At 67.2% G+C, this 12,827-nt stretch carries 10 protein-coding genes; 5 read left to right on the top strand and 5 right to left on the bottom strand.

Going from position 1 to position 12,827, the window contains the following annotated elements; all coding sequences use genetic code 11:
* Window positions 1-2 precede the first annotated feature (2 nt).
* Window positions 3-650, bottom strand: coding sequence for a TetR/AcrR family transcriptional regulator (locus IE331_RS00235; RefSeq protein WP_192139371.1), 648 nt, complete (start codon window positions 648-650; stop codon window positions 3-5).
* 99 nt (window positions 651-749) lie between these two features.
* Here IE331_RS00235 and IE331_RS00230 point away from each other — a divergent pair, with 99 nt between their 5' ends.
* Entirely contained in the window at window positions 750-2,234 is a 1,485-nt protein-coding gene (locus tag IE331_RS00230) for an aldehyde dehydrogenase (protein WP_318646746.1), read from the top strand.
* Between the two features lie 58 nt (window positions 2,235-2,292).
* Window positions 2,293-4,365 (top strand): oxidoreductase, encoded by a 2,073-nt coding sequence (locus IE331_RS00225; RefSeq protein ID WP_192139367.1) that lies wholly within the window; start codon window positions 2,293-2,295, stop codon window positions 4,363-4,365.
* Window positions 4,366-4,630: 265 nt separating this feature from the next.
* Here the strand turns inward: IE331_RS00225 and IE331_RS00220 are convergent, their stop codons facing one another.
* Window positions 4,631-7,543: a hypothetical protein gene (locus IE331_RS00220; protein ID WP_192139365.1), complete on the bottom strand. Its 2,913-nt coding sequence runs from the start codon at window positions 7,541-7,543 to the stop codon at window positions 4,631-4,633.
* A 32-nt stretch (window positions 7,544-7,575) separates the two neighbouring features.
* Here IE331_RS00220 and IE331_RS00215 point away from each other — a divergent pair, with 32 nt between their 5' ends.
* Window positions 7,576-8,463 (top strand): hypothetical protein, encoded by an 888-nt coding sequence (locus IE331_RS00215; RefSeq protein WP_192139363.1) that lies wholly within the window; start codon window positions 7,576-7,578, stop codon window positions 8,461-8,463.
* Between the two features lie 410 nt (window positions 8,464-8,873).
* Here the strand turns inward: IE331_RS00215 and IE331_RS17070 are convergent, their stop codons facing one another.
* The 3 genes from IE331_RS17070 to IE331_RS00200 all read right to left on the bottom strand — a co-directional run bounded on the left by IE331_RS17070 (window position 8,874) and on the right by IE331_RS00200 (window position 11,555).
* Complete coding sequence (locus IE331_RS17070; protein WP_192139361.1) at window positions 8,874-9,482, bottom strand: RES family NAD+ phosphorylase; 609 nt, start codon at window positions 9,480-9,482, stop codon at window positions 8,874-8,876.
* A 3-nt stretch (window positions 9,483-9,485) separates the two neighbouring features.
* The gene (locus tag IE331_RS00205) at window positions 9,486-10,166 is read right to left on the bottom strand and encodes a hypothetical protein (protein WP_192139359.1); all 681 of its coding nucleotides are present in this window, start codon (window positions 10,164-10,166) and stop codon (window positions 9,486-9,488) included.
* Window positions 10,167-10,295: 129 nt separating this feature from the next.
* Window positions 10,296-11,555 carry a flavin-containing monooxygenase gene (locus IE331_RS00200; RefSeq protein ID WP_192139357.1) on the bottom strand — a complete coding sequence of 420 codons (1,260 nt, stop codon included), beginning with the start codon at window positions 11,553-11,555 and terminating at the stop codon, window positions 10,296-10,298.
* Between the two features lie 168 nt (window positions 11,556-11,723).
* Between IE331_RS00200 and IE331_RS00195 the strand changes: the two genes are divergently transcribed.
* The gene (locus tag IE331_RS00195) at window positions 11,724-12,161 is read left to right on the top strand and encodes a RidA family protein (protein WP_192139355.1); all 438 of its coding nucleotides are present in this window, start codon (window positions 11,724-11,726) and stop codon (window positions 12,159-12,161) included.
* A complete protein-coding gene (locus IE331_RS00190; RefSeq protein WP_192139353.1) occupies window positions 12,158-12,826 on the top strand; it encodes a DUF1028 domain-containing protein in 669 nt (222 codons plus the stop codon). Before IE331_RS00195 ends, IE331_RS00190 begins: the two co-directional genes overlap by 4 nt.
* The last annotated feature ends 1 nt before the right edge of the window (window position 12,827 follow it).

The following is a 12,827-nucleotide window of genomic DNA, read 5'->3' as shown; positions in this document are numbered from 1 at the left end:
CGTCAGGTCCGGTTGACGCTGTCACCTTCGGGGCGCGCGAACTCCTCGAGGGTGATGAGGACGCCCGTGGCGGAGTGCGCGTAGCTGGACAGCTGATGCTCGGCGCGCGCCACGCTCATCGATGCGTTGTGGGCGAGCAGGTGCAGCCCGAGGGCGTCCTCGAGCGCCACGAAGTTGCGCGCGATGACGTCGGGCTCGTCGGTCAACTGGAACTCGCCGACCGCACGGCCGACCTCCAGGACGGAGGTGTAGAGCGACACCTCGCGGTCGAAGAGCAGGGTCATCAAGGTGGCGTGCATCGGGCTGCGGCTCGCGCTGACCGAGATCTCGTCCAGCACCTGGCTGAGCACGAGGTCCTTGCCCCGCGGGAGGCCTGAGTACATCAGGCGGGCGAGCTTCGTGGTGGGGCCGTGGTCGCCCGCGACGTCCTGCTGCCGCGACCAGTAGTAGCGGTCGGTCGCAGCCTGGTGCGCGGCCTCGATCAGTGTCTCCAGGTCGGGGTAGTAGTAGGCGACCAGCCGGTGCGAGACGCCGGCCTCCTCCGCGATGTTCTTCATGGTCGCGCCAGGGAGCCCGTGCCGGGCGATGGTGACGAGGGCCGCCTCGATCAGGTGCTCCCGGCGAGCGGCCTGGTCCTTGCGTCGCGCCATGGCCACACCGTAGCGCCCCGCGTCGGCTCCGGCGGGAGCATTGACACGGGGATGTGCGGCGGGTCATATTTGCGGTGTAGCGCAAAGAAAGGACCCTCCGTGCGCACTCATCAGGACTGGACCGAGCTGGCCGCCAAAGCCACGCTCCACACCCGACCCTTCATCGGCGGCCTCTTCGTGGAGTCGGGCGACGCGGCGTTCGAGAACCGCAACCCCGCCACGGGAGGGCTCCTCAGCGAGGTGGCCGACGCCGGGCAGGAGGGGGTCGACGCCGCCGTCCGCGCAGCCAGGTCGACGTACGACGCCGGCGTGTGGAGCCAGGCCGGGGTCGCCTTCCGACGCGAGCGCCTGCTGCGCTTCGCCGACCTGCTGGACGAGCACTCGGCCGAGCTGGCGGTCCTCGACTCGCTCGACATGGGCAAGCGGGTGGTCGACGCCTACGACCTCGACCTGCCCTTCTCCGTGAGCCTGTTCCGCTACTACGCCGAGGCGATCGACAAGATCAATGACGAGGTCGCCCCAACGCCGCCGGGGACCCTGGGCCTGATCCGGCGGGTGCCGCTCGGGGTGGTCGGGGCGGTCATCCCGTGGAACTACCCGGTCGACATGCTCGCCTGGAAGGTCGCGCCGGCCATGGCGGCAGGCAACTGCGTGGTGCTGAAGCCGGCCGAGCAGTCACCGTCGTCGGCGCTGCGGATGGCCGAGCTGGCCGTCGAGGCCGGCATCCCCGAGGGGGTCCTCAACGTCGTCCCCGGCCTCGGCGAGACCACCGGCCGAGCCCTGGGACTCCACCCGGACGTCGACGTCCTCGCCTTCACCGGCTCCACGGAGGTGGGCCGGCTCTTCCTGCAGTACGCCGGCCAGTCGAACCTCAAGCAGGTGTGGCTCGAATGCGGAGGCAAGAGCCCGCACCTGGTCTTCGCCGATGCCGAGGACCTGGCCGCCACCGCCAGGCAGACGGCGTTCGGGATCTGGTTCAACCAGGGGGCCGTGTGCTCGGCCCACTCCCGGGTGCTCGTGGAGCGCTCCGTGCACGAGGAGTTCGTCTCCCTGGTCGCGGCCGAGGCGGCGGCGTACCAGCCCGGCGATCCGCTCGACCCGGCGGCCGGCATGGGCGCGATCGTCTCGCGGGAGCAGACCGACCAGGTGATGCAGTTCGTCGACGGCGCCCGCGCCGCCGGCGCCCGCCTGCTGACCGGCGGCGAGCGGCTCACCCGCGGCGACAGCGACTGCTACGTGCAGCCGACCGTCTTCGACGACGTCGACCCGACCTCGGCACTGGCGCGCGAGGAGGTGTTCGGGCCGGTGCTCGCGGTGACGCCCTTCGACAGCGAGGAGGAGGCGGTCCGGCTGGCCAACGACTCGGCGTACGGGCTGGCGGCCTCGATCGCCACGGGGAGCCTCTCCCGCGCGCACCGGCTGACCGAGCAGGTCCACGCCGGCACGGTCACCGTCAACGGTGTCGACGCCTTCAGTGCGTGGACCCCGTTCGGCGGCTTCAAGGGTTCGGGCTTCGGGCGCGACCTGTCGCTGCACGCCCTCGACAAGTACGTCGGCCTCAAGACCGTCTGGATCAACCACTGACCTTCGGCCGCGCCACAGCCGGCCGGCAACCGACCCGCACGACCCCAGGAGAACTCCCATGACCGAGCAGCCCACGGTGGCCGCGCCGTACGACATCCTCTTCGAGCCCGTCCAGATCGGGCCGTTCACCACCAAGAACCGCTTCTACCAGGTGCCGCACTGCAACGGCATGGGTTACCGCGACCCCAGCGCGCAGGCTGCGATGCGCAAGATCAAGGCCGAGGGCGGCTGGTCGGTGGTGTGCACCGAGCAGGTGGAGATCCACGCGACCTCCGACATCGCGCCGTTCATCGAGCTGCGGATCTGGGACGACCAGGACCTCCCGGCGCTGAGGCGGATCGCCGACGCCATCCACGAGGGCGGCGGCCTGGCCGGCATCGAGCTGGCGCACAACGGGATGAACGCCCCCAACCAGCTCAGCCGGGAGACCCCACTCGGCCCCGGCCACCTGCCGGTGGCCCCGGACACGATCGCGCCGATCCAGGCCCGGGCGATGACCACGCAGGACATCGCCGACCTGCGGCGCTGGCACCGCAACGCCGTACGCCGCTCGATCGAGGCGGGCTACGACATCGTCTACGTCTACGGCGCGCACGGCTACAGCGGCGTGCACCACTTCCTCTCCCGGCGCTACAACCAGCGGACGGACGAGTACGGCGGCTCGCTGGAGAACCGCATGCGGCTGCTCAAGGAGCTGCTCGAGGACACCATCGAGGAGTGCGCCGGCCGGGCGGCCGTCGCCTGCCGGATCACCGTCGAGGAGGAGGTCGACGGCGGCATCACGCGCGAGGACATCGAGGGCGTGCTGCGCGAGCTCGGCGAGCTCCCGGACCTGTGGGACTTCGCGATGGGCAGCTGGGAGGGCGACTCGGTCACCTCCCGATTCGGCCTGGAGGGGAGCCAGGAGGAGTTCGTTGCCGGGCTGAAGAAGCTCACCACCAAGCCCGTGGTCGGTGTCGGCCGGTTCACCTCGCCGGACGCCATGGTGCGGCAGATCAAGGCAGGCATCCTCGACCTGATCGGCGCCGCCAGGCCGTCGATCGCCGACCCGTTCCTGCCGAACAAGATCCGCGACGGTCGCCTGAACCTGATCCGCGAGTGCATCGGCTGCAACATCTGCGTCTCCGGGGACCTCACCATGTCGCCGATCCGCTGCACCCAGAACCCGAGCATGGGTGAGGAGTGGCGGCGCGGCTGGCACCCGGAGCGGATCCGGGCCAAGGGCAGCGACTCCCAGGTCCTCGTCGTCGGCGCCGGCCCGTCGGGCATGGAGGCCGCCCGCGCGCTCGGGGTGCGTGGGTACGACGTCGCGCTGATCGAGGCGCGTCGCGAGCTCGGCGGCCGGGTGCACCAGGAGTCACGCCTGCCGGGGCTCTCGGCCTGGGGACGCGTCCAGGAGTACCGCGAGGCCGCGATCGCCGAGCTGCCCACCGTCGAGGTCTTCCGCGAGAGCCCGATGTCGGCCGAGGACATCGTCGAGTTCGGCTTCCAGCACGTGCTGGTGGCCACCGGTGCGACGTGGCGCACGGACGGGGTCGCCCGCTTCCACACCACGCCGCTCCCCATCGCGGAGGGCGCGCAGGTGCTCGGCCCGGACGACCTGTTCGCGGGCCGCCTCCCCGAGGGGAAGCGCGTCGTGGTCTACGACGACGACCACTACTACCTCGGTGGCGTGGTCGCGGAGCTCCTCGCGCAGAAGGGGTACGACGTCTCGATCGTCACCACGGAGTCACAGGTGTCCGCCTGGACGACCAACACGTTCGAGGTCAACCGCATCCAGCGCCGGCTCATCGAGTCCGGCGTCACCCGGGTCACCGACCACGCCGTCACTCGGGTGGGGGTCGGAGGGGTGGAGGTGAAGGACGTGTACGCCGGCGTCGTCCGGGAGGTCGAGTGCGACGCCGTGGTCATGGTGACCGCCCGGCTGCCGCGCGAGGAGCTCTACCTCGAGCTCGTCGGACGCCGTGAGCAGGGCGAGCTGCAGTCGGTGCGCGGCATCGGCGACGCCTGGGCGCCCGGCACGATCGCCGCGGCCGTCTGGTCCGGACGCCGCGCCGCCGAGGAGTTCGACGTCGACCTCCCGTCGAACGACGAGGTGCCGTTCCGGCGCGAGGTGACGCAGCTGGCGTGAGGGGTACGGCGGCCGGTGCTCGGTCTGCTCGCCGAGCACCGGAGGCTCCGGTGCGGCATTCCGTCGTCAGTCGGCGAGATGCCTCATCGGCACCCAAGGGCGACAGCGGGGTCGATTGGCCGAAACGTGTCCCTGAGCGTCGCGTTGGTGAAAAGGCTGTGATGCTGGGGCGAAGCACCCGGACGCAGCCCGTCCGTGTCAATAGCGGCATCGTTGCGCCAGGTCATTGGCTGTCGGGGGTCTTCTAGGCAACCCCTTCGATCCTCTACCTCCTCGGCGATCGCGGGCGTGTCGGAGGTGTGCGGTCGCCAGCGGGCCGAAGGCCCTTCGACGCGAGGTCGGCTTCCCTCAAGAGCTGCTGAGCGAGTGCAGCGTGCTCGCCGGAAGCATCAGCCATCCTCGATGCACACGCAGCGAGGAGAGATCGCACCGGTGTCGGACCAACGTGCTTGACGAGGTTTCCTGCTCCGTAGGACCGAACCGCCTGAAGCGCGCGCTCGGCCGCACGAGGGGGCTGTTCATCAGTCCCGACCAAGTCCTCGATTATTGCCAGCGTCCGTTTGAGCACGCTACTCCTCAGTCCGCGGTGCAGTCGCAACGACAGGAACGGATAGCCGCTGTCCACGAGCGCTGGAGCAAGCGCCTCCCGCGCGTCCTTCGGCAAGTTTCGGACCGCGCTGAATCGCAGCGAGCTCGTAATCACATGGGGAAGTACGTAGTTGCTAGTTACCGCGCGGACAAGCGTCTTGCAGTGAGGCATCAGACGCCCTTCCGCCAAGCCTGCAAGCGCCAGTCGGTACCAGGTGCTGGTGCAGAAGGTCAGGTAGCGATGCTCCTCTGGAACTCCATGCCGCAGGGCGCAGTTGAGAAGGGCCGCGGCATCCGACGTCAACCACTCCCATGTTTCATTCGATAAGGGACCCTCGTCTCGATGAATCCCACGAGCCTTGATTCCGAGAAGCAGCGCTGGGCCGGGATGCGTTTCTCGTGCCCAGTCGAAGAATGCGGACTCGAGGACGGCAAGGTCGCTCTGTCCTTCTGTTACCCAGGAGTCGCAAGCTTGGTACACCTCCTCGGGACGCGAGATCTTGAGCCAATCTGTGAGCCATTCGTAGAGGTTGAACTCACCACCTACATCGATAGGGCTCGAGGTGGTTGAGTACCCGAGGGCTTCGGGGTCTGAGGTTTCGATCTGGTGGGAAGCTAGCAACAGCAACCCGACCTCTTCATTGCTCAGTGAGGCCACTTGGCGGGTTGAGTAGAGGGCTGTGACTAGGGAGGGCAAGCGCCCGGACGGTGCTGCTCTCAACACGGCCGGGCGAAGCCGGAGCTCCACTTCGGAGGGCATGTCTGTGCTCTCCTGCAGCAGCAGGGCGACGGCGTCGAGCGCTTGGGTTCGCACCTTCGTAGGCGACAGGTGGATCTTGCCGGAGGCGCTGCACCACGTGGTGAGTGCCGAGTCGGCCAGCGCCGGTTGCTGGCGTTGCACGCCAACACGAATTGCCCGCCAGCACCACTCGTTGAAGATGTCTGTAGCGATGGCGGTGGCTTCTGGGAGCGGGCCCGGCGGTGCCGTCGCGGTCTGCCGATTGATCTCGTCACGGACAGACCTGAGTGCCACCAGGGTGGCTGGTGCCAATCTCGCAAGCCTGACGCCTTCCAGCTGGGCAATCCAGTTATCCAGCTCCTGCAACGCCAACTGGTCTTGGGCTCGGACAGCCGCGAGCAAGTACTCACCGAGCATGGCTCCCCGTGGATCCGCTGCACCGTCCGCTAGGTCGATTTCGACGTCAATCATTGCTTCGGCGAGGGCGAAGTAGAGAGACCGGGTCCCCCTCTTGAACGATCGCCGGATCTCGGTGCGCGCCAGGGGTGCGGTCGGGTGGATCCCGTCTGCCCCCGCTAATAGGTCTGGCGCAAGTAGCTTTGCCTGGCCTCTGATGGTTTGAAGCTTCTTCGGGCCAGCCGTTTCACCATAGAAGAGGTCAAGAAGCTCTAGTCGATAGTCGACTCGATGGGGGGTCGAGTCGAGACGCTCGACCAGCTTGAGAGCTGATCGCACTGGTCGCTCACGCGCGTCCTGCATTGCTCGCCTGCCACTCTGCAGCAGCAGGTCGAGGTGGGACGGGAGACACTTTATGGGAGCCGCTTCTGCGATCTCGACCAGTTTATCCAGGAGGTGTTCATCGGGCTGGTCCGCGATTCCGCCGAAAAGTTCGTGGCCTAGCTTGAGCACCCGACCCGAGACCTCCTCGCGAGTAATGGTGGCACCTAGGATGTCGATAAGATGCTCCGCGACCCTGTGGCGAAGTTCAGCGCGGCGAACTGCGATGTCCCCGAGGTAAGCCAGGCCCACCATCGCAAGGTCGCGGTCTTGAAGGACTTCGAACTCGACCACATAGGCGAGTTCATTCGTCGCGTTCTCTCGATCACTAGGGTCGTCAGCAAGGGCAGCGATGCTCGCCAAGCCCCACAACCGTTCCTCGCACCCGGGACGATCGCCGGCGTCGAACTCGCGGATCGCCACGTCCCGTAGATTCTTCGCGAGCATCCTCCTATGCCGGGCGGAAGTCGATGTAGCGTCAGAAGTCTTGTCGTGAGCGATGGCTACCGCAACCACGGCCTCGGTACTGGCGCGATGGCCAAGGCGCCGAAGTACGGCGGCAAAAGCCAGGGGTGTAAACAATGTCGTCATCAACGAACTGCCCATGGCAATGCGGACTATGTCGGGCGATGGGGCGTCGGTGGTCGCGCACGCCAAGGACAAAACGAGTGCGGCAAGCCAGATCGTGCCGTAGCCGATCAGCATCGGAGTGACCCAGCCACGAACGGCGACTCGACCCCGATCAAGAAGCAGCACTGGCCGGTCTACGAATAGCAAGCTGGCAAAGCCCGGCACCACCCCGATCATGGTCAATAAGCTCGCTGCAAGCAGGTCGAAGACTTCCGAGCGTATTCGAGTTCCATACCAGCCGCTCAGGCCGACACTGACTAGTAACAGGCCAGCAAGTCCTGCCAGAATCCACCACGGCGGACGCACCAACTCCGTGCGGACAAGGGCGCCCGAGTCCGGAAGTGGACGAGCCTCGGGGCTTGAGTAGACCGTCTTTCGGACTGTGGGGGGTTCGCTGGCCGGGATCGCGGCGGTGGGCGTCAGCGCCGGCAGTACTGTCGTCATTGGGCTACTACGGTCGCTCTCTAGTCGCTCACGTGCGGACTGGTCAGCAGCAATTCGGCAAGTACGTCAGGGAGATTTCGGTAGGTGAGCACAGAGCGATCCACCACCCGGATACCGAGACGACCGGCCAACGCTCGGATGCCATCGTCCGTGATCCAGTTGGGCCGGAGAAGTATGTACTGGCCCGCTCCATCCGCAAGGTGGTGCCCGGTAGCGTCTCCATCGCGCAACTGCACACCGGGGGGCACATGTTCTCCCGATGCAGTCAATTTGCAATCGATGACATGCAGACGTCCGCAGCTATTCACTACGACGTCGACCTCTTGGACGCGCCGCAGCCCATGGGTCAGAAGCGAACCCCCGACAACGTCATCTGCTTGCACACCAAGCGCCCGAGTCGTGGCGAGGACGAATCGCTCGAACAGAAAGCCTCGTTCAGTGTTCTGGACCGCACGGCGTTCCCGTACTCGGGTGGCGGCGGTCTCGAACTCGACTCGCCATGGCGCTCCTGCGACCGCCCGGCGTGCGGCACGATCGATCTCGGGTTCGATAGGCGTCGACCGCATCTGAACGTCGAATTGTTCGTCCCCCCACGTGACCGCGAGCAGGTCGGCTGCCGTGTAGCTCTCCATGATCCTGGAGTCGAGATTGAGCGATGTATCGACACCGTCATCATCTACGCGACGCCAACCCTCAGCCGGGTCGCGTACGACGAATGCGGCGTTGTCGCAACTGATTGCCGCCAGGTAGGCAGCCGTGGCCATGATCCGGGTTCCACCGGTGCCACTGACGAGCCAGTTATCCGCAGTCTCACGCACCCGTCGTTCGATTACCCCTCGTACCGCAGCAAGCGAGGGATCACGCAGCCAAGCTGTCTTGACGTCAGTGTTGGGTACACGATCGGTGAGGAACCGCAATAACCGATCACCCGAACGGCCAGGTAGACGCTCTTCGGCGGGGCCGACCAGCAACAAGTGCCGGAGGCCGCGACCCCAATGGGCGATGGCCTCGAGGTCCCACCAAAGATGGTCGCCCACCAACAGGACCAGGCCCCCTGGAGGCTCGTCGCTAGTCACGGTTGCACCCCCGATCCTCAGACTTCGACTTGCGCCGGCACATTGGAGCATTGATGGGCCGTGTCGCGGGCCAAAACCAGATCAATAGGTCAGTGATTGCGTTGCTACACCGCCTCGTCCCTGTGACCCACCGAGGGTGTGACCCGCGTGCGTTTCCAGACGTCTGACTCACGGGCCGAGCAGTTCGTTGGGCGCAGACCGCTGGCCGTTACTTTCCTCCGCGATTCCAAATGCACCCGCAAGTGGCCGCGACTTCACCGAAGTACTGGAGGTTCCTGCCACACAGCGATTGCACCGGAACGTCTCCACTCCTCGAGCGCCCAGTGCGACGCGCCCTTCCACCTCACCCAAGGGAGGATCTCAGTAGCAATCGTTGCCTCAGCAGCATGGGCCGTGGGGACTTGATCGTCAGGGTCCACGGGATCGAGAAGATAGGGAAATGACAGTCTCGGTCCAAATAGGACCAGGACGTCGGTGCCGGGAAGCGCTGCTGATGGCGCGATGAATCCCGGGGCGCCATTCTTGCGGAATTGATCAGCCAGTTCTTGAGTGGGTGCATAGTCCTCCCCGACAAGTTCATCGGCAGACACACCAAACCGGTCCGCGTTCTCGAAGTTGATGGTGACAAGGTCATCACGCTTGACCTTCGCCGCCCATAGTCGAAGCCGGAAAGTCCCAGCGTCCTCCGCCGAGGCTCGTCCTGACCAGCGGAGCACCTCTGCCAGCGGCCCGAGTGGATGCAGGCACCAGTACTGCGTCGACGCCTCCATGGCTCGGTTGTAGCGTCCAGCGGTCCGATTTGGATTAGCCCACCACGGCGTATCCCAGTGTGCATGCCGATAGGCAACAGAATGCGTGGTCATCCGTCATGTGGCGATGCTGGATCGCGACCGTGAAGCTAGGCGCACCAGTTGAGGAAGGCGCAGCGGATCTACAAGGAGCTCTCTTGGGGGACGGTCGCCTAGTTCAGGGTGCGGACGCTCAAACCAGCGGATGACTCCCGGGCCCGTGAACACGTGCCGTAGATGCGCCACCGTCCGGGCGACCATCCTCAAGCGCATCTCGTCCTCGCCTTCTGGGCTTGGTCCGCCGTCAGCCAGCCAACGCTGCAATGTTCGCGTTGATACAGTTAATAGGGACGCCAGTTCAGATTGCGAGACTGACAGCACGTCGACTAGCCACTGCAGGACTTCCTTGCTGGGTGCATCTTCGTCCGCGGGCGCCTCGTCCACGATGTCCCGGAGTGCTTGTCGTAAACGCTCCAAAGCAAGTCGAACCCGTCGACGTTGCATATCGACATTTGGATCCCGCAAGCCCTTCTCGCCGGCGAGAGTGGCAACCAACAGGAGTTGCCCCAAGTAAGGATCGACACCGTCGCTCCCCCAGGAGGCGTGCGAGTCGCCCAGCGTGTCCGCCATCCTGTCGATGAGCTCCGCGACTTCATCGGGGACCTTCGTCGCAGTCATCATGGTTCTTTGGGCCCGCTCAACGGCGGGGTATACCTCACGTGCAAGTTCCTGAATCGGAGCCAGACGGGTCGGTGTCATGTCGACAGCGTACGTCAGAGATGCGACACAGTACTGCGACTGCGCAGCGGCTCTGCGCAGCGTCTTTCGCGCAGACACCAAGCCAGAGGCATCCCTTACGTCCCCGGCCACAGAGCCGCAAGCCCCAGATCAGCTCCGGCCGTACGCGAGGTAGCTGCGCTGCGTGGCGATGTGGCCGGCGATGTGCTTGGCGTCGTGCCACGCCCCCCAGATGAAGCTCGACCCGCGCCGCGAGAGCCAGGGCAGTCCGACGAAGTAGACGCCCGGCTCGGTGGAGACGCCGCGGCGGTGGTCGGGCCGACCGTTCTCGTCGAAGGCGTCGACCTTGAGCCAGCCGTAGTCGGTGGCGAAGCCGGTGGCCCAGACGATCGAGGTGATGCCCGTGGCGGCGAGGTCGAGCTCCAGGACCGGGTCCGTCATCGAGGGCGGGTCGTCACCGATCACGCGGGCTTCGGGCTCCTCGGGGAGGTCGGCGCCGTTGCGCTCGACCCAGGCGTCGGCCTCGTCGAGAAGCGCGAGGTAGTTCGCGTCGCCCGCGACGACATTGTCGGCGAGGTCGGGTGAGAAGAGCAGCACGCCGTCGTCGTACGACTCGGCCCTGCCGCGCAGGGCGATGCCCTGGGCGGCCAGCGCGCGGAAGTCGACCGTGTGCCCGCCCCGAGCGCCGCTGACCGCGATGGTCACGTGCTCGGCGCCGGCGGGCGGGGTCTCCATGTCCCACAGGCCGAGGACGCCGAGCCACCAGCAGAAGTCGCGGCCGCGATAGCTCCGCGGGGGTCGGTCGTGCGGCCCGACCGAGAGGTGCACCTGACGCCCGGAGCGCTGCAGCTCGTCGGCGATCTGCACGCCGGACGAGCCGGCGCCGACGACCAGGACGCCACCTTCGGGGAGCTGGTCGGGGTTGCGGTAGGCCGACGAGTGGATCTGCACCGGCCCGGCGTCGGCGGGCACGATCGGTGGGATGACCGGGCGCTGGAACGGGCCGGTCGCGGCGACGACGTACTGCGCGTCGATCACCCCTTCCGACGTCTCCACCCGGAAGCCCCGCCGCCCGACGTGCCGCTCCACCGAGACCACCTCGACCCCGCACCTGATCGGAGCGGCGATCTTCTCGGCGTAGGCCTCGAAGTAGCCGGCCACCTGGTCCTTCGACGCGAACGCCTCGGGCCCGACGGCGTCGAACTCCAGGCCGGGGAAGCGGTCGTGCCACGCCGGTCCGTTGGCGACGAGGGAGTCCCACCGCCCGGTGCGCCACCGCTCGGCGATGCGCCCGCGCTCGAGCACCAGGTGCGGTACGCCGTGGTCGCTGAGGTGCTCGCTCATCGCGACACCGGCCTGTCCTGCGCCGACGACGAGGACCTCGACCTGCTGGGCTTCCTGATCTGCCATGCGCCGATCGTCCGGCGCCCTGACTGCTCCTGTCCAACAGATGTTATTGACGAGTTGTATCGACGGAAGCGATAGAGACAGCCCCGGCCCCGGCTATCGATCCAACAGATGCCCCTTGTCGAAAACATCTGTTGGACACATGATCGAGTATGCGATGGACTCAAGCGCATGAGCAGCATCGTCGCCGGCGGACACACCCGCATCCGCCCGTTCAACACCCGCGAGACCTATCCCGAGCAGAGCCTCGACAACGACCTGTGCCAGGCAGTGGTGGCCGGCAACACCGTCTACGTCCGCGGGCAGATCGGCCAGGACCTCGACACCAGCGACTCGGTCGGCATCGGCGACGTCGAGGCGCAGACCGAGCAGGCGATGGCCAACATCGACCTGCTCCTCACCGAGGCCGGCGCGCGGATGGAGCACCTGGTCAAGCTGACCGTCTACCTCGTCGACCCCCGCTACCGCGAGGTCGTCTACCGGACCATCGGCCGGTGGACCAAGGGCGTGCACCCGATCTCGACCGGCCTGGTCGTCTCCGCCCTCGCCCGCCCGGAGTGGCTGGTCGAGGTCGACGCCGTCGCCGTGATCCCGAGCGACGCGCCGTGACCTTCTCCGTCCTCGCCACCGACGGCCGCGGGGCCATCGGCATGGCCGTCACCTCGTCCAGCCCGGCCGTGGCCGCGCGCTGCATCCACCTGCGTGCCGACGTCGGCGGCGCCGCCTCCCAGAACGTCACCGACCCGCGCCTGGGCCCTGCCCTGCTGGACGCGCTGGAGACCGGCCTGGACGCACCCGCCGCGATGGCGGGCATCGTCGCCGACCGCGACCACATCGACCATCGCCAGCTCACCGTCCTCGCCCTCGACGGCACCGGTGCGGCGTTCTCCGGAGCCGGGTCGCTCGGCGTCCACGCCGACCGGGTCGGCGCCGGCGTCGTCGCCGCGGGCAACCTGCTCGCCAGGACCGAGGTCGTCGACGCTGTCGTCGAGGGCTTCGCCCAGGCGACCGGGGAGCTCGAGGAGCGCCTGGTCGCCGCCCTGGTCGCCGGCCAGGCAGCCGGTGGCGAGGTCGACCCCGTCCGCTCGGCCGGCCTGGCCGTCGTCCGCGACGTACCGTGGCGGGTGACCGACCTCCGCGTCGACTGGAGCGACCACCCGATCGAGGGCCTCGGCCGGCTGCTCGAGGTCTGGCTCCCCCAGCGCGACGACTACGTGACGCGCGGGCTCGACCCGGCCGCGGCGCCGTCGTACGGCGTCGGCGGGGACGAGTAGC

The organism is Nocardioides donggukensis (assembly GCF_014842875.1).
Lineage (GTDB): Bacteria > Actinomycetota > Actinomycetes > Propionibacteriales > Nocardioidaceae > Nocardioides > Nocardioides donggukensis.
Note: the sequence above shows the minus strand (reverse complement) of the source record. Positions and strands in the feature narration are given on the sequence as shown.